The 23,418-nt window shown below is 63.8% G+C and carries 23 protein-coding genes; 16 read left to right on the plus strand and 7 right to left on the minus strand.

Features of this window, described 5'->3' with window-relative positions:
- Positions 1-65 precede the first annotated feature (65 nt).
- Positions 66-1,523 carry an aminotransferase-like domain-containing protein gene (locus IEX53_RS09905; RefSeq protein ID WP_188823944.1) on the minus strand — a complete coding sequence of 486 codons (1,458 nt, stop codon included), beginning with the start codon at positions 1,521-1,523 and terminating at the stop codon, positions 66-68.
- Positions 1,524-1,651: 128 nt separating this feature from the next.
- Between IEX53_RS09905 and IEX53_RS09910 the strand changes: the two genes are divergently transcribed.
- Positions 1,652-2,509 carry a DMT family transporter gene (locus IEX53_RS09910; RefSeq protein WP_188823946.1) on the plus strand — a complete coding sequence of 286 codons (858 nt, stop codon included), beginning with the start codon at positions 1,652-1,654 and terminating at the stop codon, positions 2,507-2,509.
- A gap of 707 nt (positions 2,510-3,216) precedes the next feature.
- Here the strand turns inward: IEX53_RS09910 and IEX53_RS09915 are convergent.
- From IEX53_RS09915 to tsaD, 4 genes are read right to left on the minus strand one after another with little or no spacing between them, the layout of a single operon-like run.
- Complete coding sequence (locus tag IEX53_RS09915; RefSeq protein ID WP_188823948.1) at positions 3,217-3,642, minus strand: EVE domain-containing protein; 426 nt, start codon at positions 3,640-3,642, stop codon at positions 3,217-3,219.
- A gap of 11 nt (positions 3,643-3,653) precedes the next feature.
- On the minus strand, positions 3,654-3,944 hold the full coding sequence (locus IEX53_RS09920; protein ID WP_188823950.1) for a YciI-like protein: 291 nt from the start codon (positions 3,942-3,944) through the stop codon (positions 3,654-3,656).
- A gap of 24 nt (positions 3,945-3,968) precedes the next feature.
- On the minus strand, positions 3,969-4,958 hold the full coding sequence (locus IEX53_RS09925; protein WP_188823951.1) for an NAD(P)H-dependent glycerol-3-phosphate dehydrogenase: 990 nt from the start codon (positions 4,956-4,958) through the stop codon (positions 3,969-3,971).
- Entirely contained in the window at positions 4,955-6,037 is a 1,083-nt protein-coding gene (gene tsaD, locus IEX53_RS09930) for a tRNA (adenosine(37)-N6)-threonylcarbamoyltransferase complex transferase subunit TsaD (RefSeq protein ID WP_188823953.1), read from the minus strand. Before tsaD ends, IEX53_RS09925 begins: the two co-directional genes overlap by 4 nt.
- A 191-nt stretch (positions 6,038-6,228) precedes the next feature.
- Here tsaD and hemC point away from each other — a divergent pair, with 191 nt between their 5' ends.
- The 5 genes from hemC to IEX53_RS09955 all read left to right on the plus strand — a co-directional run bounded on the left by hemC (position 6,229) and on the right by IEX53_RS09955 (position 11,330).
- Complete coding sequence (hemC, locus tag IEX53_RS09935; RefSeq protein ID WP_188823956.1) at positions 6,229-7,155, plus strand: hydroxymethylbilane synthase; 927 nt, start codon at positions 6,229-6,231, stop codon at positions 7,153-7,155.
- A gap of 3 nt (positions 7,156-7,158) precedes the next feature.
- Positions 7,159-7,866: a uroporphyrinogen-III synthase gene (locus IEX53_RS09940; RefSeq protein WP_188823957.1), complete on the plus strand. Its 708-nt coding sequence runs from the start codon at positions 7,159-7,161 to the stop codon at positions 7,864-7,866.
- Positions 7,867-7,952: 86 nt separating this feature from the next.
- The gene (locus IEX53_RS09945; protein WP_188823959.1) at positions 7,953-9,206 is read left to right on the plus strand and encodes a COG4223 family protein; all 1,254 of its coding nucleotides are present in this window, start codon (positions 7,953-7,955) and stop codon (positions 9,204-9,206) included.
- A 9-nt stretch (positions 9,207-9,215) separates the two neighbouring features.
- Positions 9,216-10,769 (plus strand): heme biosynthesis protein HemY, encoded by a 1,554-nt coding sequence (locus tag IEX53_RS09950; protein WP_188823961.1) that lies wholly within the window; start codon positions 9,216-9,218, stop codon positions 10,767-10,769.
- A gap of 81 nt (positions 10,770-10,850) precedes the next feature.
- A complete protein-coding gene (locus IEX53_RS09955; protein ID WP_188823963.1) occupies positions 10,851-11,330 on the plus strand; it encodes a tellurite resistance TerB family protein in 480 nt (159 codons plus the stop codon).
- Positions 11,331-11,608: 278 nt separating this feature from the next.
- Here the strand turns inward: IEX53_RS09955 and aqpZ are convergent, their stop codons facing one another.
- Positions 11,609-12,292: an aquaporin Z gene (aqpZ, locus tag IEX53_RS09960; RefSeq protein ID WP_188823965.1), complete on the minus strand. Its 684-nt coding sequence runs from the start codon at positions 12,290-12,292 to the stop codon at positions 11,609-11,611.
- A 196-nt stretch (positions 12,293-12,488) separates the two neighbouring features.
- On the opposite strand from aqpZ, the gene IEX53_RS09965 reads away from it, so the two are divergent.
- From IEX53_RS09965 to IEX53_RS09985, 5 genes are all read left to right on the plus strand, one after another.
- Positions 12,489-12,767, plus strand: a complete 279-nt coding sequence (locus tag IEX53_RS09965) for a hypothetical protein (protein WP_373288616.1) — start codon at positions 12,489-12,491, stop codon at positions 12,765-12,767.
- A gap of 26 nt (positions 12,768-12,793) precedes the next feature.
- The gene (locus IEX53_RS09970; RefSeq protein ID WP_188823967.1) at positions 12,794-13,543 is read left to right on the plus strand and encodes a class I SAM-dependent methyltransferase; all 750 of its coding nucleotides are present in this window, start codon (positions 12,794-12,796) and stop codon (positions 13,541-13,543) included.
- A 114-nt stretch (positions 13,544-13,657) separates the two neighbouring features.
- Complete coding sequence (gene grxC / locus IEX53_RS09975) at positions 13,658-13,924, plus strand: glutaredoxin 3 (RefSeq protein WP_188823969.1); 267 nt, start codon at positions 13,658-13,660, stop codon at positions 13,922-13,924.
- Positions 13,925-13,928: 4 nt separating this feature from the next.
- A complete protein-coding gene (locus tag IEX53_RS09980; protein WP_188823971.1) occupies positions 13,929-14,771 on the plus strand; it encodes a carbon-nitrogen hydrolase family protein in 843 nt (280 codons plus the stop codon).
- The gene (locus IEX53_RS09985; protein WP_188823972.1) at positions 14,768-15,193 is read left to right on the plus strand and encodes a DUF1178 family protein; all 426 of its coding nucleotides are present in this window, start codon (positions 14,768-14,770) and stop codon (positions 15,191-15,193) included. Before IEX53_RS09980 ends, IEX53_RS09985 begins: the two co-directional genes overlap by 4 nt.
- Positions 15,194-15,196: 3 nt before the next feature.
- On the opposite strand, the gene ubiG is transcribed toward IEX53_RS09985, so the two are convergent.
- Complete coding sequence (gene ubiG / locus IEX53_RS09990) at positions 15,197-15,940, minus strand: bifunctional 2-polyprenyl-6-hydroxyphenol methylase/3-demethylubiquinol 3-O-methyltransferase UbiG (protein WP_188823974.1); 744 nt, start codon at positions 15,938-15,940, stop codon at positions 15,197-15,199.
- Positions 15,941-16,155: 215 nt separating this feature from the next.
- On the opposite strand from ubiG, the gene IEX53_RS09995 reads away from it, so the two are divergent.
- The 5 genes from IEX53_RS09995 to IEX53_RS10015 all read left to right on the plus strand — a co-directional run bounded on the left by IEX53_RS09995 (position 16,156) and on the right by IEX53_RS10015 (position 23,228).
- Positions 16,156-17,409: an aspartate kinase gene (locus IEX53_RS09995; protein ID WP_188823976.1), complete on the plus strand. Its 1,254-nt coding sequence runs from the start codon at positions 16,156-16,158 to the stop codon at positions 17,407-17,409.
- Between the two features lie 357 nt (positions 17,410-17,766).
- Complete coding sequence (gene ptsP, locus IEX53_RS10000; protein WP_188823978.1) at positions 17,767-20,037, plus strand: phosphoenolpyruvate--protein phosphotransferase; 2,271 nt, start codon at positions 17,767-17,769, stop codon at positions 20,035-20,037.
- A gap of 159 nt (positions 20,038-20,196) precedes the next feature.
- Positions 20,197-21,276 carry a peptide chain release factor 1 gene (prfA, locus tag IEX53_RS10005; protein ID WP_188823980.1) on the plus strand — a complete coding sequence of 360 codons (1,080 nt, stop codon included), beginning with the start codon at positions 20,197-20,199 and terminating at the stop codon, positions 21,274-21,276.
- Complete coding sequence (prmC, locus tag IEX53_RS10010; RefSeq protein ID WP_188823982.1) at positions 21,276-22,151, plus strand: peptide chain release factor N(5)-glutamine methyltransferase; 876 nt, start codon at positions 21,276-21,278, stop codon at positions 22,149-22,151. Before prfA ends, prmC begins: the two co-directional genes overlap by 1 nt.
- A 306-nt stretch (positions 22,152-22,457) precedes the next feature.
- Entirely contained in the window at positions 22,458-23,228 is a 771-nt protein-coding gene (locus IEX53_RS10015) for a DUF4167 domain-containing protein (protein WP_188823983.1), read from the plus strand.
- Positions 23,229-23,418 lie beyond the last annotated feature (190 nt).

Below are 23,418 nucleotides of genomic sequence, written 5' to 3' on the forward strand. Positions count from 1 at the left end.
CACCCTGCGTCGTCATACTCGGGACAGGCCCGAGAATGACGACGGAGAGGGTATCGCCTGTCTTATTAGCGTGCTCCGCGTGCTGCGGTGAGCATCGCGTCGTGCAGCACTTCGAACACTCGCGGCTGGGCGGATTGGGCCACGTTGAAGCGCAGATAGTTGGCGGCGTTGCGCGAGAGACTGAAGACATTGCCCGGCGCGAACACCACGCCGCGCTCCAGCGCGTGGCGGGCGATGAGCGCCGAATCCATCCCCATGGGAAGCCGCGCCCAGAGGAAGAGGCCGCCTTGCGGCTCGGTCCATAATTCCAGACCCGCCGCCTTCAGCCGGTTCGACGCGAGCGTCATGGCGGCGGCGAGCTTCTGGCGCAATGCTTCTATATGTCGGCGATAGGTGCCGTCGATGAGAAGCGTGTGGACGAGCTGCGCGGAGAGCTGGCTCGATCCGAAACTTGTTGCGAGCTTCATGTCGGTGAGGGCGTCGATCCAGTCGCCGCGCGCGGCGATGTAGCCGACTCGCGCGGCGGCGGTGAGCGTCTTGGAGAAGCTGCCGATATGGACGATCCGTTCCAGCCCGTCGAGTTCGGCCAGCAGCGGCGAGGGCGAGGCGTGGAAGTCGGCAAAGATGTTGTCCTCGATGACGATCATGCCGTGTTGTTCGACGAGCTTCAGCAGGCGGTGCGCTACCGCCGGGGTCATCATGCCGCCGGTTGGATTATGGATCCCGGCATTGGCGATGTAGAGCTTCGGGCGATGCTCCTCCGCCGCGCGGGCGAAGGCGTCGAGGTCGGGTCCGCCCGGCGTATAGGGAACGCCGATGGCCCGCACGCGGTGCATCTGCAGCAGCGCGAGGAAATTGAAATAGCAGGGATCGTCCACCAGCACCGTGTCGCCGGGCTGGAGGAAGAAGCGGCAGAGCAGGTCGAGCGCCTGCGTGCCTGAATCGACCAGCAGCACCTGGTCGGGCGGCGCTTCGACGCCCTGCTCGGCGAGGCGGCGCGAGAGGTGCAGGCGCAGCGGCGCATAGCCCTGGGGGTCGCCGTAATCGGTAAAGATCGCCGCCTCGTCGCGAGCAAGGGAGCGCATGGCGCGGCGGATGCCTTCCTGCGGCAGCCAGTCATCCGGCAGCCAGCCGCAGCCGGGCTTGAGCGTCGCGCCATCGGTTTCGAGAGACTGGCGCATGATCCAGAGCGGATCGATTTCGCGGTCGAGACGAGGGGCGGCGGGAGCGAGCGCGAATACCTGCGCGCGGCCCGCAACGAAGAAGCCCGCGCCCCGGCGGGACTGGATCACGCCCTCGGCGACGAGCCGGTCATAGGCTTCCACGACGGTCGATTTCGAGACGTCCATAGTCGCGGCTAGCCGACGGATCGAAGGCAGGCGCGCGCCCGGCGACAGGCTCAATGCCGCGATGCGACCGCGAATGATGCCCATGACTTTCTCGACGAGCGTCTGCTCGTTTTGCGAATCCTCAATGGCGATGTCATGCGCCGTATCTTCGTTGGCAGCGGGTTGATGCAACATCTGTACTGTTCCTCGTGCCGGTACAGTCCGGTGAAATTGTACTGCTACTGTCTCTCCCATCCCGACGCAATGCCGACGATTGTCCCGAAGGTGAGACTACATATTCTGCAATAGGTTGGATAGGCGTCATGGACAGAACAGCAGGCTGGATCAACGGGTTTTTGGGCGTACTCATCTTCAGTGGGTCGCTGCCAGCCACGAAAATTGCCGTACTGGACATCGATCCGACGTTCCTGACAGTGGCGCGCGCGGCGATTGCCGGCGTGCTGGCGGCCATGCTGCTCGTCCTGTTCCGACAGCGTGTGCCTGACCGGCGGGAGCTTTTTTCACTGTGCGTGGTCGCCCTCGGAGTGGTGGTCGGCTTCCCGCTCCTGACGGCGCTGGCACTCACCGCCATGACATCGGCACACGCGATTGTCTTTGTCGGGCTGCTGCCCCTGGCCACCGCGCTCTTTGCAGTGGTACGGGGCGGCGAGCGACCGCGCGCAACGTTCTGGGCGTTCTCCATCACGGGCAGCGCCATCGTCGCCGCCTATGCACTCGGACAGGGGAGCGCCGCCTCGGTGATGGGCGACGGATTGATGCTGGCGGCGATCATTGTGTGCGGGCTCGGCTATGCGGAGGGCGCGCGCCTGTCGCGCAAGCTGGGCGGGTGGCAGGTGATCTCCTGGGCGCTCACCCTGTCCCTGCCGCTGATGCTGCCGCTGGCGCTTTTGACCCAGCCTGCGTCATGGGACGGCGTCGGCTGGCCGGCTCTGGGCGGCCTCGCCTATGTCTCGCTGTTCAGCATGCTTGTTGGTTTCGTGTTCTGGTATCGCGGCCTGGCGCAGGGCGGCACGGCGGCGGTGGGGCAGTTGCAATTGCTGCAGCCGTTTTTCGGCCTGGCGCTGGCAGCTGTCGTGGCGCATGAGACGGTGGGCTGGGGGATGGTCGCGACCGCCGCGGCGGTGGTGGTGTGCGTGGCGGGGGCGAAGCGGTTTGCGTGAGCCTGACGGGCTCGTCGCTGGCGTCAGAAATCATTACCACGCCCGCTTCCGCGTCTGGCTATTGAGAAAGATCACCCCAAACCGGGAAGTGGGAAGACGGGCGGTCATGCGAACGCTCATCTAGTTTATTTTTAAACTGCGGTCACAGGACCGCCCGTCCGGCGATTTCGACACAGGCCCGTTCCGCTTCGGTCAGGCTGGGGATCGTCGTGGGGCCTCTCACACCCCGCGTCCCGTCTCTGCCCTCGTCCCTAGTGCTCGTCCAGCACACGCCGGTCGTATTGCCGGTGAGGAAACCCTTGGGCGGTGCCCCCCAGATTCGCCCGCTCGGCAGCGGTGAATCGGAGGCGCCGGTTCCTCCCCGCGAGACCCGCCGTCGCGAGCCGCGTTCCCGCGGGAGGAACTGACGGGAAGGATAGAGCGGGTGGGGAAGTGTGGGATAAGTTTTTTGGGGTGATTTGTTTTGAGCGGCGAATGTTGGCGGGACAGCGCCCCCCCCTCTGTCCTGGCGGGGATAGGTTCGCTCCTTCCTTCCCCCTTGCGGGGAAGGTGCCCGCGTTAGCGGGCGGATGGGGGTGGTGACGTTTGCGCTTTTGCTGACGACCGTAGCGCAAACGTCGCCACCCCCACCCGACCCTTCGGGCCACCCTCCCCGCAAGGGGGAGGGAGGGCTCGGATATGTCCCGCCCGCGTCTCCGATTATCTCATCACGGCGCGGGATCGAGCCCGCCCATGCGGCAGACTTCCTTCCACTCGTCCTCCGTCACGGGCTGAACGGAAAGGCGCATGGAGGTGACGAGGGACATTTTGGCGAGGGCCGGGTTGGCTTTCACGTCCTTCAGCGTCACCGGCTTCGGCATGTCGCAGAAGGCGCGGATGTCGACGCATTCCCAGCGCGGGTCATCCGTCGTGGTGTCGTGGTGGGCGAGGGCGCAGACTTCGGCGATGCCGACGATCTCAAGCCCCACGTTCGAATGATAGAAGAAGCCCTTGTCGCCAAGCTGCATGGCGCGCATGTTGTTGCGCGCCAGATAATTGCGCACGCCGTCCCATTGCGTGCCCTTTTCGCGCGCCGCCTTCTGCATCTCCCAGGACCATTTGTGCGGCTCGGATTTGAAAAGCCAGTAGGCCATCCTCGTTCCCTTTAACTGTTAGCAGGGTTGTTGATGGCCCAGTTCCATGGGCGGACTTCGACGGAGGCGAAGAGGCCGGCGCGGGCGTAGGGGTCCTTGGCGGCAATCGCCTTGGCGGCATCGATATGGTCGGCCTCGACAACGATGAGGCTGCCGTTCGGCTTGCCGTCATCATCGAGGAAAGGCCCGGCGAATTTCAGCCGCTCACCGAGATTGTTGAGATAGTCGAGATGAGTCGGGCGCGTGTCGAGGCGCAGTTGCAGATGGTCGGGCTTGTCATTGCACAGAATGGCGAAAAGCATGTGGTGTCCCCTTGCAGATAAAATCTAGTCCTCGGTTTTGAGCGGGCGGTTGAGCAATGCCTCGACCGCTTCGCCGACCGTCAGATGACGCGCAAGAAGCGCGGCGACGGTGGCGATGATCGGCGCATCGATATGGCGGCTCGCGCAGAGCTCGGCGGCGATGGGCGCAGTGGTGACGCCCTCGGCGAGCGGACGGCCTTCGAGCTTTTCGCCCGCGCCCAAGGCGATGCCGTAAGAGAAATTGCGCGACTGCGGCGAGGAGCAGGTGAGCATCAGATCGCCCAATCCCGACAGGCCCATCACCGTCTCGGGCCGTGCACCCATGGCCTCGGCGATGCGGCGCAATTCGACGAAGCCGCGCGTGACGAGGGCCGCTTGCGCGCTCGCGCCAAGACCGCGCCCGACCGCCGTACCCGCGGCAAGCGCCAGCACATTCTTCAACGCGCCGCCGATCTCGACACCGATGAGATCATCGGTCGAATAGCAGCGGAAGGCGGGGCCGGAGAGGAGCAGGGCGAGCCGCTCCGCCGTGGCCTGGTTCTCCGCTGCGATGGTGACGGCGGTGGGCAGGCCGCGCGCTACGTCGGTGGCGAAGCTTGGGCCGGACAACGCCGCGATTTCATGGTCAGGCAGGACATCGGAGACAATTTCGGACATCAGCCGTCCCGTGTTGCGCTCGATGCCCTTTGCGCAGAGGACGACCGGCGCGCCGTGCGGCACATGCGGGGCGATCTCCGCCAGCGCATCGCGCATGGCCTGCGCGGGAAATACCGCAAGGACGATGGCGGCATCCTGCAACACGGACGCGGCGTCAAGGCTCGCCTCAATGCCTTCGGGTAGCGGGACGCCGGGCAGATAGCGCTCGTTGCGATGGTTGCGGTTGATGTCCTCCACCGTCGCCGCATCGCGTGCGTAAAGGCCGACGCGGTGGCCGGTGCGCGCGGCCATGGCAGCCAGTGCCGTACCCCACGCGCCGCCGCCGAGAACGGCAATTTTGAAGCGATGATTGGTCATGCTTTTGCTCCACGGCGTCCTGCGCCGATCAGGGGCGCGGCTGCCTCATCGAGCGGCCAGCGCGAGCGCGGCGCGATGGCGAGGGAATCACCCGCGCCTTGGCTCGCCGCGTGCTCCGCACCCGCCCAGGCGATCATCGCGGCATTGTCGGTGCAAAGATCATGGGGCGGGGCGAGGAAGCGAAAACCGTTCTCTGCGCAGAGCTTCGTCAGCACCGCCCGCAGCGCCTTGTTGGCCGCGACGCCGCCCGCTACCACAAGTGCAGGCTGAGCGATGTCGGGGAACTCCTGACGGAAGCGGGCGAGCGAGCGTGACACACGATCATTCAGCGTATCGGCCACCGCCGCCTGGAACGAAGCGCAGATGTCGGCGATGTCCTGATCCCCGAGTGGCGCCACTTCGGTGGCAAGCTGCCGCACGGCGGTCTTCAATCCCGAGAAGGAGAAATCGAGCCGCGCCTCGCCCTTCAGCGGACGGGGCAGAAGGAAGCGCGCGGGGTCGCCTGCAAGCGCGGCCTGCTCCACGGCGGGGCCGCCGGGATAAGGCAAGCCAAGAAGCTTAGCCGTCTTATCAAATGCCTCGCCCAGTGCGTCGTCAATCGTCGTGCCGAGACGCTCGTACTGCCCAAGGCCGCGAACGAGGATCATCTGCGTGTGACCACCAGAGACGAGCAGCAGCAGATAGGGGAAAGCGAGGTTGTCGGTGAGCCGCGCGGTCAGCGCATGGCCCTCCAGATGGTTGATCGCGTGGAAGGGTTTCTTCGCCGCCATGGCCATGGCCTTCGCCGTCATCAGCCCGACGATGAGCCCTCCGATGAGGCCGGGGCCTGCCGTCGCCGCGATAGCGTCAACCTCGGCGAGGGGCGTATCGGCTTCCGCCAGCGCGCGGGCGATGAGCCGGTCCAGCGCCTCGACATGGGCGCGCGCGGCGATTTCTGGGACGACCCCGCCATAGGGCTCATGCTCGGCGGTCTGGCTCAGCACGACATTGGAGAGGATGCGGCCACGGCCCGCTTCATCGCGCTCAACGATGGCGGCGGCGGTTTCGTCGCAGCTTGTCTCTATTCCCAATACGCGCATGCGGTCCTAAAGCCTTTCATTCATTGCCGTCTGGGACAAAGATGGCTAGAGCATTTGATTTCGCACATAGTTTTGTCGGAAAAGTTGATCAACTTTCCGGGACTATGCGCAGTTTTCGCCGCATGATCCTATCCGGAAAGCTTAACTTTTCGGGATCATGCTGAGAATCCCGGTACCATGGACGACGCCATATGCAAACACCAACGTTGAAGATCGGCACGCGAGGCAGCACCCTGGCTCTGGTGCAGGCGCGCGAGGTGCGCCGGCGGCTGATGGAGGCGCATGGGCTGCCGGAAGATGCTATCGAGATCGTGCCGATGTCGACGGCGGGCGACCGCATCCAGGACCGCGCGCTTTCCGAGGTGGGCGGCAAGGGACTGTTCACGCAGGAGATCGAGGAGGGCCTCGCCGAAGGGCGGATCGACCTCGCCGTGCATTCCAGCAAGGATATGCCGACCGTGCTGCCGGAGGGGCTCTATCTCTCCGCCTTTCTCAAGCGCGAAGACCCGCGCGACGCCTTCATCGGGCGGGCGGGTGCGCGTGTTTCGGACCTGCCCATGGGTGCGACGGTCGGCTCCTCCTCGCTGCGGCGGCAGGCGCTGATCCGGCGGCTGCGGCCGGACATCAAGGTGGTGAATTTTCGCGGCAATGTGGAGACGCGGCTGCGCAAGCTCGACGAGGGGCAGGCGGATGGAACCTTCCTTGCCTATGCCGCGCTGAAGCGACTCGGCATGGAGCATGTGGCGAGCGAATTGATGGACCCGACCGTCTTCCCGCCCGCGCCGGGACAGGGGGCTATCGCCATCGAAAGCCGCATGGGCGATGCGCGGCTCGACGCGCTACTGGCGCCGCTCGACGACCGCGATACCCATGTTGCGCTCGATTGCGAGCGGGCGTTTCTGGCGCGGCTCGACGGCTCCTGCCGCACGCCCATTGCGGGGCTGGCGACGGTGACAGGTGACAGGCTCAGCTTCTCCGGTATGATCCTAACCCCCGATGGTTCGCAAGCGCATGAAGTGAAGGCGGAGGGCGCTATTGCCAATGCGGCGGCTATCGGGCGCGATGCGGCGGAGCGGGTGCTGGCGCAGGCGGGGCCTGACTTCTTCGATTGGAAATGATGGATGGTGGAGGCGCGGCGCATATTGGTCACGAGGCCCGAGCCGGGCGCTTCATCCACCGCGCTGCGGCTTAACGAGATGGGCTATGTGCCGGTCGTCCTGCCATTGAGCAAGACGGTGCCGGTCTCGGCAAAGCTGCCATTGGGGTGCTTCGATGCGGTCGCGGTCACCAGTGTCAATGCGCTGCGCCATGCCGATCCGGCATTGATAAGAGCGCTGCTTCATCTGCCGGTTTTTGCGGTGGGCGAGAAGACGGCGGGCGCGGCGAGGGCTGCCGGGTTCAGCGATGTGGCTGCCGCCGGTGGCGATGGCGCGGCGCTGGCGCAATCGCTTGCGGCTACGCTCAAATTGGACGCGAACGTGCTCTATCTCGCGGGCAGGGTGCGGCGTTCGGATTTCGAGGATAGGGCTGTTGCCGCCGGGCTTAGGCTTGCTATTTGTGAGACTTACGACACCGCGCCCATCGATTATGACGATGTCCATCAGCGGCTTGTCGATGCGCCGATTGCCGCTGCGTTTGTCTATTCGGTTTTCGCCGCCACGGCGCTCGCTGCGCTGCCGGACCTGCCTGGAGACTTCTGGCGGGAAACGCAATTCATCTGCCTCTCGCCGCGCATTCGTGAAAGTCTTCCCGAGCAATGGCAGACGCGCGCCCGTGTCGCCGAAAGACCTGACGAGCAAGCGCTTTTTAATCTCCTTGCGGCACTTTGAGCGGCGGCAAGCCTTCATCTGTCAATTTTATCTGTTAAGTTCCTTCTCGGCCGCCCTATCTATTTAATTCCCAGACGAGAGGCACCATGGCGAAATCCGGACTATCGCGTCATTCGAAACCGGCCCGCAAACCGGTCACGATCGATCTTGATCCAACGCAGGTGAAGCGCGTGGAGGAGTCGGCAGCGGCGAACGCCGCCCCCAAACGAGATGTGCCTCCCGCGGAGCCGGTCGGCGATACCGTCTTCACCACACGGCAGGCGACTGTCGGCGCCAAACCGCAGGCAGGTGCCGAAAAGGAGAACATGGCAGCGAAGAAATCGGAAGAGGTGAAGGCAGAGCAGGTGAAGACGGAAAAGGTTTCGCGCCCCGCCGCCGCTGCCAGCCCGGCGAAACCGGAGCAAAAGCAAAATGCCTGGCTGACCCATATCGCTGCCGGCGTGGCGGGCGGTGTCGCCGCGCTTGGCCTGATGAGTGCGCTGCAATGGGGCGATGGAGGCGGCTCCAACGCCGGGTTCAGCGAGGCGCAGCAAACCGCGCGGCAGGCGCTGGCGCGAGCGGAGGCGACGGAATCGCAAGTTCTGAAGCTGCGCGAGGAGGTAGCGAAGCCGGCTAATAATAATCAGGAGTCGGCGCAGGAAATGCAGGCGCTGACAAGCCGGCTCGCAGCGCTGGAGGAAAAATTCGCATCCACCGAGGCGCAAGCCAGGGCGGCGGAGCAGGACAGCGGCAATATCGAGGGGATGCAGTCGAAGCTCTCCGCGCTCGAAGGGCAGGTGGCCGAGCAATCGCGCCAGCCCGCCATTGTCGCCACCATCGCGGCAGTGGCGCTGAAATCAGCGGTCGATCGCGGCGGCTCCTTCGCGGCGGAACTCAATGCCTACAGGACGCTTGCGCCGCAAGCGGCGGACGTTAGCGCGCTCGATCAGTTCGCAGCGAAGGGCGTCCCCACCATAGCCGATCTCAGCAGCCGGTTCGGCGCTGTGGCGGACCGGATTGTCGCGACGGAGCGCAATGTGAACCCGGATGCGGGCATCGTCGACCAACTGGTGCAGAGCGCCAAGAGCCTGGTGAAAGTCCGCCCCGTCGGCGCGGTGCCCGGTGCCAGCGTGGGCGCAATCGCGGCACGCATCGAAGCGGCCCTACAGGCGGGCGATCTCAACCGCGCCATTGCGGAATGGGAGACGCTGCCGCAGGAGGCGAAAAGCGTGTCCGCAGATTTCGCCGATCAGATGAAGGCGCGCCGCGACACGGATGCGCTCCTCTCGCAAGCGCTTGCCAGCGCGCTCAAGCCGGCAGCAGCCACCGCAACGCCTGCCGCACCGACCGCGCCGAAATAGGAAAAATCGATGCTGCGTATCCTGTTCTTTGTCCTCATCATCCTGGCGCTCGGCGGCAGCTTCGCATGGCTGGCGGACAGGCCGGGCGACCTGACCGTTACCTTCGCGGGAATGCGCTACGAGATGACGCTGATGGTCGCGGCCTCGGCGCTCGTGGTGTTCGTCGCGGCGGCCATGCTTCTGTGGTGGCTCGTCAAAAGCATCATCCGCTCGCCCTATCTCCTGCAACGGCATTTCCGCGCCCGCAAGCGCGACCGGGGTTACCAGTCGCTCTCCACCGGGCTCATTGCAGCGGGGGCTGGCGATTCGGCAACCGCGCGCCGCATGGCGACGCAGGCGCACCGGCTGCTCAATGTCGACCGTGAGCCGCTGATCCGGCTGCTCGAGGCGCAGAGCGCCATGCTGGAAGGGCGCGGTGACGAAGCGCGCGCGACATTCGAGGCGATGCTTGATGATCCCGAAACGCGACTTCTCGGCCTGCGCGGCCTTTATCTCGAAGCGCAGCGCACGGGCGAGCAGGAGGCGGCGCAGCATTATGCAGCGGAGGCCTCTAAGCTTGCGCCGCATGTGGAATGGGCGCGCAGCGCGGTGCTCGGAAGGCTCGGTGTCGAGGGCGATTGGGACGGCGCGCTCCAGCTTCTCGATGCGCGCAAGCCCGCCCGCGGAAAGGACAAGACGGCGGTCAAAACAGAGCGCGCGGCGCTGCTCACCGCCAAGGCGATGTCCATTTTCGATTCCAATCCGGCAGCAGCAAAGACGGTCGCACTCGAAGCGTACAAGCTCGCGCCCGACCTGATCCCTGCTGCCGTCATTGCAGGGCGGGCGCTGTTCCGTCAGGGGGATTTGCGCAAGGGCGCGAAGATCTTGGAAGCGGCTTGGAAGAAAAGCCCGCATCCCGATATCGCCCAAGCCTATATCCATGCGCGCCCGGGCGATTCGACGCTCGACCGTTTGAAACGTGCGCGCCATCTCTTTTCGCTCAAGCCCAACAATCCGGAAGCGAGCATGGCGCTGGCCCATGCCGCGCTCGACGCCGGCAACTACAAGCTTGCGCGCGAGAATGCCGAGGCAGTGCTGCGCATGAGCCCGAGGGAGAGCGCCTATCTGCTGCTTGCCGATATCGAGGAAGCCGAGACCGGCGACCAGGGCCGCGTGCGGCAATGGCTGTCGCAAGCGGTGAAGGCGCCGCGCGATCCGGCATGGACGGCGGATGGTTATGTCAGCGAACAATGGGCGCCGGTGTCTCCGCTTACGGGGCGGCTCAATGCGTTCGAATGGAAGGTGCCGGTCGAGCAGCTCACGCCGATGATCGAGGTTGCGCCGGAGGTGCGCGGCGAAGAGCCGGAAACGCCTGATGTGCCTGCCGTGATCGAGGAAAAGCCGGTGGCGCTGACTGTGCCAGACGAAACCCCGCCTCCGCCCGCAAAGCCCAAAATCGTCAGGCAAAAGCCCGCAAACGATACGCGCGATGACGAAGAGGTGAAGATGCTGGTCGTTGACGATCCCGGCGTGCTGCCCGAAGAGCAGACGCAGGACAAGCAGGCGCGCTACCGCCTGTTCTAGGCAGGTTTAACTTGACGACATGATCTTATCCGAAAAGTCTGCAACTTTTCGGGATCATGCGTAATCAATCTGGATGCAAAGATGTTCGATCGTCTTCAGGCATTTTTGAAAGAACTTCCCTTCGGCGAGGGCAAGGGCGAGAAAACCTTCGGCAGGGACGATCCCCGGCTGGCGGTGGCCGCGCTTATGTTCCACATCATCGATGCCGATGGCGAGCGCCACGAGGATGAGCGCAAGCGCATCGCCGAAACGCTTGCCGACGCCTACCAGCTCGACGAGGGCGAATTGAAGGCGCTCCTGCAGCAGGCGGAGGCGGCGGATCAGGAGGCAATCGATCTCTACAGCTTCACCAGCGTCATCAAGCGCCATCTCGGCGAGCAGGAGCGGATCCATTTCATCGAGCTGATGTGGGAAATCGCCTATGCTGATGGCGAGGCGGGCGAGATGGAGGACAATGTCATCTGGCGCGTGGCAGAACTCATCGGCGTCTCCTCCCGTGACCGCGTGACGCTGAAGCATATCGTGGCGGAGCGGGTCGGGGGAGATAAGGCGAAGGCTTGAAGAGGCCGGGAGTATTTTCCTCTTTGGTGGAAACGGCGATATCCGATTTTCCTGGAGCCCTTCACCCTCGTGGTTCGAGGCTCCCTCCCCCTTCGACAAGCTCAGGGTCCGGTCGCACCTCACCATGAGGGTGAAGGGGCGTCGGCGCTCCCGTAGCCCTCATCCTGAGGTGCTCGTGGAGCGTAGCGGAACGAGCCTCGAAGGACGAGGGCACTTGGCGGTTCCCCCAAACAAAAAGACCGGCCTTTCAGCCGGTCTTTGTCGTTCATGATATCGGCTCAGTCTTTGCCGATCAGCGCCTTCCAGAAAATGGCGCCAATGGCTGCGCCGATGAGCGGCGCGACCCAGAATACCCAGAGCTGGCTCAGCGCCGCCGTTTCGGCGAAGAGGGCCGTGGCGGTGGAGCGGGCGGGGTTGACTGAGGTGTTGGTGACCGGGATCGAGATCAGATGGATCAGCGTCAGGCAGAGGCCGATAGCGAGGCCTGCGAAGCCTGCCGGAGCAGTCGAAGACGTCGAGCCGAGGATGACGATCAGGAAGAAGGCCGTCAGCACGATCTCGATGAGCAGGGCCGCGGTCAGGCTGTAGCCGCCGGGCGAAAGCTCGCCGAAGCCGTTGGAGGCGAATCCACCGGGCATATAGCCGGCCCGGCCGGAAGCGATGAGGTAGAGGATGGCCGCCGCCGCGATGCCGCCCAGAACCTGCGCGATCCAGTAGGGGATCAGTTCCTTCCAGTCGAAGCGGCCTGCGACTGCGAGGCCGAGCGAAACGGCGGGATTGAAGTGTCCGCCGGAAATGCCGCCGACCGCGTAGGCCATTGTCACCACGGTCAGGCCGAAGGCGAGCGCGACGCCCAGAAAGCCGATACCCAGATCAGGAAATGCCGCGGCAAGAACTGCGCTGCCGCAACCGCCGAAGACAAGCCAGAATGTGCCGAAAAACTCGGCAGCCAATTTGTTCATAGTGAGTTTCCCCCAAACGACGCATGGAATCAGGATGATTAACCATATTCCCGGTCGCCACCGGCAGCAACAAGCGATTGATCCACGTCAAATCCTTGGGATTCACTTAGTGTTTCGACGGGAAACAGGACAATCGACGTGAAATCGCGCACCTGATATGCCATAGTAAAAAATACGTTAATTTCCGGAGGACGTTATGGCGGAAATGTCGGCTGGTCACGCGCATATGCGAAAACTCATGGGGGTCACGGCGCTCCCTCTGCTGCTCGGGCTCGCGGGGTGCACCACTTCGGCCACCGCATGGTCGGAAAAATTCACCGTCGAGAAGGTCGAGCTGCCAAAGGAGTGCGCCGGATGGCAGAAGATCGAGCTGAAGCAGCGCACCATGCTTGCGCTGATGCGGCTCGATCCGCGTCTCATCGTGGATATCGATTCCCACAATCTCAAGGGCAGGAATCTCGGCTGCTGGCAGTAATTCCGTTTTAGCAGGGGCGCGGTTCCATGCATCTCGACATCATCGAATTGCGCTCCTTCTATGCGTCCCATCTGGGGCATTTGGCCGAACGCTCGATCAATGCGGCGCTGTTGCCGCTCTGGGCCACGCTGCCGCAGGAGCGGCTGGTGGGCCTTGGCTATGCGCTGCCCTATCTTGACCAATTGAGCGCCGATACGGAGCGGACTTTCGCCTTCATGCCGGCGGGGCAGGGGGCGACCAGCTGGCCTTCGGCCGACCGGTGTACGACCGCCCTGGTCTTCGACGAGGAACTTCCGCTGCCCGATTCATCCGTCGACCGCATCCTGCTCGTTCACGCGCTGGAGCACTCGGAAAATCCGAGCGAGACGCTGAAGGAGATGTGGCGGGTGCTCGCGCCCAACGGGCGGCTGGTGGTCGTGGTGCCCAATCGCCGCGGCGTCTGGGCGCGGTTCGAGCATACGCCCTTCGGCAGCGGGAGGCCCTATAGCCGGGGCCAGCTTATCCGGGTACTGCGCGAGGCCAATTTTACCGCCGGCGCGGTGGCAAGTGCCCTTCATTTCCCGCCCGTGACGCCGCGCTGGATGCAGGGGCCGTCGAAGCTCATGGAACGGGTCGGGAGCAGGCTGTGGCCGATTTTCGGCGGCGTGCTGATCATCGAGGCCTATAAGAGGCTCTACCAAGGGTTGCCGGTATCGCAGCGCTCGTCGCGCCGCGTTTTCGTGCCTGTTCTGGCGCCGCAGGGCTCTGCCATGCAGCGCAAGCGCGAGGGCAAATAGTTTTTTAACCAACGTGGTGTTGACTTAGAAATATGCAACTTTTTGGTTTATTGAGGGTCTTTTTACAGCGGCTCGCGGCGCTTATATGAGACTCCTGAACAACGGGAGGACCCCATGGTTGATGTAACGATCTATACCCGTCAGGGATGCCCATATTGCACGGCGGCCAAACGGCTGCTCGACGGGAAGGGCGTGACCTATACCGAGCATGATGCGACGGTGAATCCAGATTTCCGGCAGAAGATGATAAGCCGGTCCGGACGGATGACATTCCCGCAGATCTTTATCGGCAACATCCATGTCGGCGGCAGCGACGATCTTCATGCGCTGGAGCGCGAGGGCCGGCTCGACGGGCTGCTCGAAACAGGGGAACTGGTTTAAGACGATGAGCACATTTCGCGCCGCCGCCATCCAGATGCGTTCGGGCACTGACCCGCAAGCCAATGCCACGATGCTGGAGCGTCTCGTCGCCGCGGCGGCGGGGCAGGGCGCCTTGTATGTGCAGTCGCCGGAGATGACGGGCGCGCTGCAGCGCAACCGCGAGGCGCTCAATGCCATCTTGCGCGACGAGGAGAACGATCCGATCGTGGCGGCGGCATCGCGGCTGGCAAAGCAGCATGGCATCCATCTGCATATCGGCTCGACCGCAATCAAGCTTCCGGACGGCAAGATCGCCAACCGCGCCTTCCTGTTCGGACCTGATGGCGGGAAGATCGCCTCTTATGATAAGGTGCATATGTTCGACGTCGATCTCGACAATGGCGAGAGCTGGCGCGAATCGGCGACCTATGCGCCGGGTTCCGACACGGTGCTGGCCGATTTGCCGTTCGGGCGGATGGGTTTTGCGATCTGCTATGATATCCGGTTCCCGCAGCTCTTCCGCGCGCAGGCGGAGGCGGGGGCGTCGGTCCTCACCGCGCCGGCAGCCTTCACCCGGCAGACGGGCGAGGCGCATTGGCATGTGCTGCAGCGCGCCCGTTCCATCGAGAACGGCGCTTTCGTCATCTCCGCCGCGCAGGGCGGGCGGCATGAGGACGGGCGCGAGACCTATGGCCATTCAATCATCGTTTCGCCCTGGGGCAAGATTCTCGCCGAGGCGGACCATGACGAGCCGACAGTGATTATCGCCGACATCGACACGGTGGAGAGCGCGGCGGCGCGGCGGCAGGTGCCGAATCTCAAGAATGCGCGCCCGTTCGGCGTCCGTATCGCGGAGGCGGCGTCATGATACGCTTCAGCCTGCATTGCGATCGCGAGCACGAATTCGAGGGCTGGTTCCGCAACAATGAGGACTTCGAGCGCCAGGCCGCACGCGGGCTTGTGGAATGCCCGGCCTGCGGCTCGTCGCGTGTCGAAAAGGCGCTGATGACGCCCTCGGTTTCCACCTCGCGCAAGAAGGAGAAGATTGCGCTCGCCACCAGCGAGGCGCAGAGCGCGCTCATCGAGCAGATGCGCGAACTGAGCCGCAAGCTGCGCGAGAACGCGGACTATGTCGGCGACAATTTCGCCGAAGAGGCGCGCAAGATCCATTTCGGCGAAGCCGATCCGCGCGGCATTTATGGCGAGGCCTCTCGCGAGGAAGTGACCGCGCTTGTCGAAGAGGGCGTGGAGATCATGCCTTTGCCGGTGTTCCCGGAAGACAGGAATTAAAGGTTACCCCTTCCGCGCCAGCACCATGTAATTCACGTCCATATCCCGCGAGCGGTTCCAGCTGTCGGCGAGGGGGTTGTAGGTGACGCCCTGGCGGTCGATGATGGTGAGCCCGGCTGCGTTCAGCGCCTTCTCCAGTTCTTCCGGGCGGACCAGTTTTTCATATTGGTGCGTGCCGCGCGGCAGCCAGCGCAGGACATATTCCGCGCCGATGATGGCGAGGCCGAGCGCCTTCAGCGTGCGGTTGATGGTGGCGACGAACATCAGGCCGCCGGGCTTCACCATCTGGCCGCAGGCGGAGAGGAATAGGTCGACATCGGCGACATGCTCGACCACTTCCATGTTGAGCACCACGTCGAATTTTTCGCCGGCCTCGGCGAGGGCTTCCGCCGTAGTGGCGCGGTAGTCGATGGCGAGGCCCGTTTCGGCGGCGTGGATTTTGGCGACTTCGATGTTTGTTTCGGACGCATCGGCGCCGATGACGGTTGCGCCCAGCTTGGCCATCGGCTCGCAGAGGAGACCGCCGCCGCAGCCGATGTCGAGGAGGCGCAGGCCTTCCAGCGGGCGGGGGCTAAGCGGATCGCGCCCGAAGGCGGCGCAGATTTCTTCCTTGATATAGGCGAGGCGCGTGGGATTGAATTTATGCAGCGGGCGGAACTTGCCTTGCGGATTCCACCATTCGGCGGCGATGCGCGAAAAGCGCTCGACTTCAGCGGAATCGATGGTGGTGCGGGCGGTCTCAGCCATGGCGGGTTCCTTCCTGATGAATTTTGAGTCCACCCTCAAAGGGGCAAAGTCAAGGTCTGCTTGCGGTTCGTTCGTAATTTGGTTATGTGGGCGCGTTTTCCTTGCCGGGTATTCCGACAGAGAACGTCGATCATATTGGTTTCGCCGCATGATCTTATCCGAAAAGTCTGCAACTTTTCGGGATCATGCTCTAGCCTCAGGGGACAGTTTCTCAAATGGCGCGCATCGTGATGAAATTCGGCGGCACTTCGGTGGCCGATATAGACCGCATCCGGAATGTGGCGCGCCATGTCAAACGCGAGGTCGATGCCGGTCACGAGGTCGCGGTGGTCGTCTCCGCGATGGCTGGAAAAACCAATGAACTCGTGGCCTGGACCCGCGCGGCATCGCCGATGCATGACGCGCGCGAATATGATGCAGTGGTGGCCTCGGGCGAGCAGGTGACGGCGGGGCTTCTTGCCATCGTGCTGCAGTCGATGGGCGTCCATGCCCGCTCCTGGCAGGGCTGGCAGATTCCGATCCGCACCGACAATGCGCATGGCGCGGCCCGCATCGCCGACATCGACGGGTCTTTCCTCATCAAGCGCTTCGGCGAGGGGCAGGTGGCTGTTATTGCCGGCTTCCAGGGGTTGGGGCCGGACAACCGTATTGCGACGCTCGGGCGCGGCGGTTCCGACACCAGCGCGGTCGCAATCGCCGCGGCTGTCAAGGCGGATCGCTGCGACATCTACACGGATGTGGACGGCGTCTATACGACGGACCCACGCGTGGAGCCGAAGGCGCGCCGCCTCAGCAAGATCTCCTTCGAGGAGATGCTGGAAATGGCTTCGCTGGGCGCCAAGGTCTTGCAGGTTCGCTCGGTCGAGCTTGCCATGGTACACAAGGTGCGCACCTTCGTGCGCTCCAGCTTCGAGGACCCCGATGCGCCGGGCATGGGTGATCCGATCAATCCGCCCGGAACGCTCATTTGCGACGAGGAGGAAATCGTGGAACAGCAGGTCGTCACCGGTATCGCCTATGCCAAGGACGAAGCGCAAATCTCATTGCGCCGTGTCGCCGACAGGCCGGGCGTATCTGCCGCGATTTTCGGCCCGCTCGCCGAGACGCACATCAATGTCGATATGATCGTGCAGAACGTCTCGGAGGACGGCTCGAAGACGGACATGACTTTCACAGTGCCGACCGGCGATCTCGACAAGGCCGTGGCGGTTCTGGAGAAGGCCAAGGCGGAAGTCGGCTTCGACGCCATCCAGTCGGAGGCGGGGCTGGTCAAGGTCTCGATCATCGGCATCGGCATGCGCAGCCATGCGGGCGTCGCCGCGACGGCCTTCAAGGCGCTGGCCGAGAAGGGGATCAACATCCGGGCAATAACCACTTCGGAAATCAAGATTTCGATTTTGATCGATGGGCCGTACGCGGAGCTGGCGGTGCGGACGCTGCACTCGGTTTATGGGTTGGATAAGTCGTAAAAAGGCGCTCAGCGCCTTCCCTCCCCCTTGCGGGGAGGGTGGCCCGAAGGGTCGGGTGGGGGTGGTGACGTTTACGCCATTGTCTCCAGCAAAAGCGCAAACGTCACCACCCCCATCCGCCCGCTAACGCGGGCACCTTCCCCGCAAGGGGGAAGGAGAGTGCGAACCTCTACCGGCAGCGCAGGGGGAGCGGCTTAGAGCGCAGATGCTTCCGTTTCAACGCCACCCACAAATTGCTCTGGACGCGCGCGTCAAAAATGCTCACAAAGAACACGCCGGAACTCGTCCGGTTGTATAGTCGCGAATCGTCGGGTCCCGGTTGCGGGGCCGGCAGGATGAAGGAGCAAACGACCGTCCATGCGTGAGCTGACCACCGGTCCCCGTGTCCTGCTCAGACGCCTGCGCGAGCTGATGGCGGAGCCGCTTGAGCCGCAGGAGCGGCTCGACCGGATCGTGCGCGAAATCGCGCAGAAGATGGTGGCGGAAGTCTGCTCCTTTTATGTGCTTCGCTCAGACGGCGTGCTCGAACTCTACGCCACCGAAGGCCTCAATCCGCAGGCCGTGCATCTGGCGCAATTGCGGCTCGGGCAGGGCCTTGTCGGCACCATCGCGGCGAGCGCAAGGCCGCTCAATCTCACCGACGCACAGACGCATCCGGCCTTCACCTACCTGCCCGAGACGGGCGAGGAGATCTACAATTCCTTCCTCGGCGTGCCTATCTTGCGTGCGGGCCGCACACTCGGCGTGCTGGTCGTGCAGAACCGCACCAAGCGGGCTTACCGCGAGGACGAATTGGAAGTGCTGGAAACCACCGCCATGGTTCTGGCCGAAATGATCGCTACGGGGGACCTGACCAGGCTTTCCCGGCCTGGCGTGGAACTTGATCTTGGCAGGCCGATGAGTTTCTCCGGAATCTCGTTCAACGACGGCGTCGGTCTCGGCCATGTGGTGCTGCACGAGCCGCGCATTGTCGTAACCAATCTCTTCAACGAGGATTCGCAGCGCGAGCTGGAGCGCCTCGCTGAAGCCATCGGCTCGTTGCGTATTTCCATCGACGACATGCTGTCGCGCCGTGACGTGGCGGCGGAGGGCGAGCATCGCGCGGTGCTGGAAGCCTATCGCATGTTCGCGCATGATCGCGGCTGGGTGCGGCGGCTGGAGGAAGCCATTCACAACGGCCTGACCGCGGAGGCGGCCGTGGAAAAGGTGCAGAGCGACACGCGCGCCCGTATGATGCACTTGACCGATCCCTATATGCGCGAGCGCCTCAGCGATTTCGACGATCTCGCCAACCGCCTGCTGCGGCAGCTGATGGGGCGCGACATCAAGACGGTCGCCGAATCGCTGGTCAAGGATGCGATCATCTTTGCCCGCTCGATGGGCGCGGCGGAACTGCTCGACTATCCGCGCGAGCGGGTGCGCGGCCTCGTGCTGGAGGACGGCGCGCCGACGAGCCATGTGGTGATCGTCGCGCGCGCCATGGGCATTCCCGTCGTGGGGCAGGTCAAGGGCGTCGTCTCCATGGCGGAGAACAATGACGCGGCCATCGTCGATGGTGACGATGGCAAGGTGCATCTGCGCCCACAGTCGGATATCGAATCGGCCTATGCCGAGAAGGTGCGCTTCCGGGCGAAGCGGCAGGCGCTTTACCGCGAATTGCGCGACCAGCCTTCCGTGACGAAGGACGGGCTAGAGGTTTCGCTCCTGATGAATGCCGGGCTGCTGGTCGACCTGCCGCAGCTGATGGAATCGGGCGCCGCCGGCATCGGTCTCTTCCGCACCGAGCTGCAGTTCATGATAGCCTCGACCTTCCCGCGGGCGGAGCAGCAGGAAGGCCTCTACCGCGCGGTGCTGGACGCGGCGGAGAAGCGCCCCGTCACCTTCCGTACGCTCGATATCGGCGGCGACAAGGTGCTGCCCTATTTCCAGAACCAGGGGCCGGAGGAAAACCCGGCGATGGGCTGGCGCGCCATCCGGCTGACGCTCGACCGTCCGGGCCTGTTGCGCACACAGCTACGCGCGCTCTTGAAGGCGGCGGGCGGACGCGAATTGCGGATGATGCTGCCGATGGTGACCGAAGTCGCCGAGGTGCGCGCCGCGCGCGATATCATCGAGCGCGAGGTGCGGCATCTGTCACGCTTCGGCTACAGCCTGCCGACGCGGCTGCGGCTCGGCGCGATGATCGAAGTGCCGTCGCTGCTCTGGCAGCTCGATGAATTGATGGAGGCGGTGGATTTCGTCTCGGTCGGCTCGAACGATCTCTTCCAGTTCGTCATGGCGTCGGATCGCGGCAACTCTGCCATCTCCAAGCGCTTCGACCAACTGTCGCCACCCTTCCTGCGCGTGCTCCGGCAGATCGTCGAGGCGGGGGAGCGCAACAACACGCCGGTGACATTGTGCGGCGAGATGGCCGGCAAGCCGCTCACTGCCATGACATTGATCGGGCTCGGTTTCCGGCATATATCGATGTCGCCCGCCGCGATCGGCCCGGTCAAGGCGATGCTCGGCGCGCTCGATGCGGCGCGGCTCAACGTGCTTCTGCTGGAGGCGATCCGCAAGCCGAACGGCAGCCATTCCCTGCGCGAGATGCTGGCGGGGTTTGCAGAGGATAGTGGGATACCGCTGTAGCGGCGCTGATATTCAGGTGAGGGCGGATTGTCACGTCGTCATTCTCGGGCTTTGTCCCGAGAATCTGCGGCGAGGAAAAGAAAACCAATTACCGTAGCAACAGATTATGCCGTGGTAGATTCTCGGGACAAGCCCGAGAATGACGGCAGAGGAAATTGAATGATCGCATTGCCGCAGGACCGGATGGACCAGCTCCTGAAGCGTTTCTCGATGATCGAGACGCAGATGGCCGAGAACCCGGATTCCGAAACCTATGTGAAGCTCGCTTCCGAATATGCGGAGCTGGAGGAAGTGGTCGCAAAGATTCGCGCGCTCGTCGCAGCGCGGCGCGAGGCGGAGGATTTGCTCGCCATGCGCGACGATTCGTCCGTCGATGCCGAGATGCGGGCGCTGGCGACAAGCGAACTGCCTGACGTGCAGGAACGCATCGAGACGCTGGAGCGCGAGGTGCAGATACTGCTGCTGCCGAAGGACGCGGCGGACGAGAAAAGCGCGATCCTCGAAATCCGCGCCGGGACGGGCGGTTCGGAGGCGGCGCTGTTCGCCGGCGATCTGTTCCGCATGTATGAGCGCTATTCCTCGCTCAAGGGCTGGCGCGTGGAGGTAGTTTCGGCGAGCGAGGGCGAGGCGGGCGGCTACAAGGAAATCATCGCCACCGTGTCCGGCAAGGGCGTGTTCTCGAAGCTAAAATTCGAATCGGGTGTCCACCGGGTGCAGCGTGTGCCGGAGACGGAGGCGAGCGGGCGCATCCATACGTCGGCGGCCACCGTGGCGGTGCTGCCGGAGGCGGAAGATATCGACATCGAAATCCGCGCCGAGGATATCCGCATCGACACCATGCGCGCTTCGGGCTCGGGCGGCCAGCACGTCAACACCACCGATTCGGCGGTGCGAATCACTCATATCCCCACCGGCATCATGGTGGTGCAGGCGGAAAAGTCGCAGCACCAGAACCGGGCGCGGGCGATGCAGATTTTGCGCGCGCGGCTCTATGACATGGAGCGTCAGCGGGCCGACAGCGAGCGCTCGGCGGCGCGCAAGAGCCAGGTGGGCTCGGGCGACCGCTCCGAGCGCATCCGCACCTATAATTTCCCGCAAGGCCGCGTCACGGATCATCGAATCAATCTGACGCTCTACAAGCTTGACCGGATCGTGGAGGGCGAACTCGACGAACTGGTCGATGCGCTGATTTCCGATCATCAGGCGGCGCTGCTTGCCGAAATGGGCGAAAACGGCTGATGGCAGCGGAACTGACGGTTAAGGAGACGCTCGCCGCGCTGCATGGCAAAGCGCGTGGATTGTTGCGCGAGGCCGGCATCGCCACGCCGGATCTGGACGCGCGGCTGCTGGTCGAATGGGCGACGGGGACAACCCGGCTCGACGTCCTGACCGCGCCGCAGCGAATCATCGAGGGCGAGGCGGTTGCCGTGCTCGAGGCGGCGCTGGAGCGGCGGCTCAAGGGCGAGCCGGTGCACCGGATCATCGGCGAGCGCTCGTTCTACGGGCTGGGGTTCAGGCTCTCGCCGGAAACGCTGGAGCCGCGCGCGGATACCGAGGCGCTGGTCGATCTGGTGCTGCCCTTCCTGAAAGCGCGAATCGCCGAAAATGGAACGGCCAATCTCATCGACATGGGGACGGGGACCGGAGCCATTGCCATCGCGCTGCTTGCCCAGTTGAACGAATTGACCGCCGTTGGCGTCGATGTCTCGGCGGGCGCACTCCTGACGGCGCGGGAGAATGCAACGCTCGCCGGGGTGTCCAGGCGGTTCGCGGCGCTGAAGAGCGACTGGTTCGCGGAAGTGCCCGGCAAGTTCGATCTCATCGTCTCCAACCCGCCCTATATCCCGCGCGCCGACATCGCGATGCTCGACCGGGAGGTGCGGGAGCACGACCCGCTTATCGCGCTCGATGGCGGGGAGGACGGGCTTGATTTCTACCGGGCCCTTGCCAGCGGGGGGAGGGAGCGCCTATATAAGGGGGGTGCTGTCGGTGTCGAGATCGGCGCGGGACAGCGAGCGGATGTAGAGGATATCTTTGCCGGACACGGTTTCCGGCTGACGGAAATCCTGCAGGATCTCGGCGGGCATGACCGCGCTCTTCTCTTCCAGCTTTGATCGTTCCGTTACCAAAGGTGCTAAAAAAAGCTTGGAATTTCCGGAGAACGCGTTTAGGTTCCACTCACCGTATAAGGCCAAGGCAGGCTTTTGTTCCGCGTATCGCCAAAGCGGTAATTCTGCTTTGTGGTGTTTTACACCGTTACTCCTGACCGGAGTGGTTCATACGGCAGCACGCAACTTTTAGAGATCTTTTATGCGATGGTAGTGCGGGGCGCGCGCCAGTTCGTCACATAGCAAACGAGACCCAAAGGCTGTTCACGGCCGGCGGGGATTTGCGCCCCTTAATCTGAAAAGAGAAGAAGTATGAGGCCAGCACAGCAGAACAGGCGCATGCGTGGACGGGGGAACAACAACCGCAAGGGGCCTAACCCGCTATCGCGCAATTATGAAAGCAATGGACCGGATGTGAAGATCCGGGGCAATGCCCAGCACATAGCGGAGAAATACACGACCCTGGCGCGCGACGCCCAGGCCTCCGGTGACCGCGTCATGGCGGAGAACTATCTCCAGCACGCCGAGCACTACAACCGTATCATCATGGCGGCGCAGGCCAATGCGCCGGTGCCGTTCCAGCGCGACGAATCCTTCGACGACGATATGGACGACGAGGATGAGGGCTTCGAGCAGCAGCAGCCGGCTGCCGCCGCGCCTGCGCCCGCGCCCAAGCCGGTCAATGGCAGCGGTCCGCAGCCGGTGATCGAAGGCACGCCCGCCGAAGTGGTCTTCGGCGAGGACGGCCCGGAAGTGCAGAAGCAGCCCACGGACCGCCGCGGCCCGAGCCGCCAGCGCCGTCCGCGCCCCGAGCGTCCGGAACGCACGGAACGCTCCGTCGAGCCCGAGCGCGCGCCGGTTGAAGCCAAAGCCAAAGCCGAAGCCGAGCAGCCGGTGGTGAATGGTGAGGCAGCCCATGCGGTGAATGGCACGGCAAACGGAGCGGCAGAAGAAGCCGCCCCCGTCGAGACGCGCCGTCCGCGCCGCGCGCCGCGCCCGCGCCGCACCGCCGCCACCGAGGCCAATGGCGACGGCGAAAGCCCGAAGGCGGAAGCCTTCAGCGAGGCCGGCTCCGACGCTTAATTTTGACTGACTTCTCCACCTCCCTCTCCTGGGGGAGGTGGCTTGATTGAAGTGTTGTTTCAAGAAGGTCTGTTTTTCTACCGGCTGAATTATTGTGGAGCGCAAGTATATTTAAAAAATATTTAGTCGCCCGTGAACTATTCCCATCACGTTGATAGTTTTGTTTAATTTCTCTCTTCCCACCGCTTTG

It is taken from the genome of Paramesorhizobium endophyticum, from assembly GCF_014640615.1.
GTDB lineage: Bacteria > Pseudomonadota > Alphaproteobacteria > Rhizobiales > Rhizobiaceae > Paramesorhizobium > Paramesorhizobium endophyticum.

Bases quoted from the DNA above. Each gene is read 5' to 3' on its own strand.
- IEX53_RS09905 (WP_188823944.1), bottom strand. From the start codon at position 1,523: ATGTTGCATCAACCCGCTGCCAACGAAGATACGGCGCATGACATCGCC.
- IEX53_RS09910 (WP_188823946.1), top strand. From the start codon at position 1,652: ATGGACAGAACAGCAGGCTGGATCAACGGGTTTTTGGGCGTACTCATC.
- IEX53_RS09915 (WP_188823948.1), bottom strand. From the start codon at position 3,642: ATGGCCTACTGGCTTTTCAAATCCGAGCCGCACAAATGGTCCTGGGAG.
- IEX53_RS09920 (WP_188823950.1), bottom strand. From the start codon at position 3,944: ATGCTTTTCGCCATTCTGTGCAATGACAAGCCCGACCATCTGCAACTG.
- IEX53_RS09925 (WP_188823951.1), bottom strand. From the start codon at position 4,958: ATGACCAATCATCGCTTCAAAATTGCCGTTCTCGGCGGCGGCGCGTGG.
- tsaD (WP_188823953.1), bottom strand. From the start codon at position 6,037: ATGCGCGTATTGGGAATAGAGACAAGCTGCGACGAAACCGCCGCCGCC.
- hemC (WP_188823956.1), top strand. From the start codon at position 6,229: ATGCAAACACCAACGTTGAAGATCGGCACGCGAGGCAGCACCCTGGCT.
- IEX53_RS09940 (WP_188823957.1), top strand. From the start codon at position 7,159: ATGGTGGAGGCGCGGCGCATATTGGTCACGAGGCCCGAGCCGGGCGCT.
- IEX53_RS09945 (WP_188823959.1), top strand. From the start codon at position 7,953: ATGGCGAAATCCGGACTATCGCGTCATTCGAAACCGGCCCGCAAACCG.
- IEX53_RS09950 (WP_188823961.1), top strand. From the start codon at position 9,216: ATGCTGCGTATCCTGTTCTTTGTCCTCATCATCCTGGCGCTCGGCGGC.
- IEX53_RS09955 (WP_188823963.1), top strand. From the start codon at position 10,851: ATGTTCGATCGTCTTCAGGCATTTTTGAAAGAACTTCCCTTCGGCGAG.
- aqpZ (WP_188823965.1), bottom strand. From the start codon at position 12,292: ATGAACAAATTGGCTGCCGAGTTTTTCGGCACATTCTGGCTTGTCTTC.
- IEX53_RS09965 (WP_373288616.1), top strand. From the start codon at position 12,489: ATGGCGGAAATGTCGGCTGGTCACGCGCATATGCGAAAACTCATGGGG.
- IEX53_RS09970 (WP_188823967.1), top strand. From the start codon at position 12,794: ATGCATCTCGACATCATCGAATTGCGCTCCTTCTATGCGTCCCATCTG.
- grxC (WP_188823969.1), top strand. From the start codon at position 13,658: ATGGTTGATGTAACGATCTATACCCGTCAGGGATGCCCATATTGCACG.
- IEX53_RS09980 (WP_188823971.1), top strand. From the start codon at position 13,929: ATGAGCACATTTCGCGCCGCCGCCATCCAGATGCGTTCGGGCACTGAC.
- IEX53_RS09985 (WP_188823972.1), top strand. From the start codon at position 14,768: ATGATACGCTTCAGCCTGCATTGCGATCGCGAGCACGAATTCGAGGGC.
- ubiG (WP_188823974.1), bottom strand. From the start codon at position 15,940: ATGGCTGAGACCGCCCGCACCACCATCGATTCCGCTGAAGTCGAGCGC.
- IEX53_RS09995 (WP_188823976.1), top strand. From the start codon at position 16,156: ATGGCGCGCATCGTGATGAAATTCGGCGGCACTTCGGTGGCCGATATA.
- ptsP (WP_188823978.1), top strand. From the start codon at position 17,767: ATGCGTGAGCTGACCACCGGTCCCCGTGTCCTGCTCAGACGCCTGCGC.
- prfA (WP_188823980.1), top strand. From the start codon at position 20,197: ATGATCGCATTGCCGCAGGACCGGATGGACCAGCTCCTGAAGCGTTTC.
- prmC (WP_188823982.1), top strand. From the start codon at position 21,276: ATGGCAGCGGAACTGACGGTTAAGGAGACGCTCGCCGCGCTGCATGGC.
- IEX53_RS10015 (WP_188823983.1), top strand. From the start codon at position 22,458: ATGAGGCCAGCACAGCAGAACAGGCGCATGCGTGGACGGGGGAACAAC.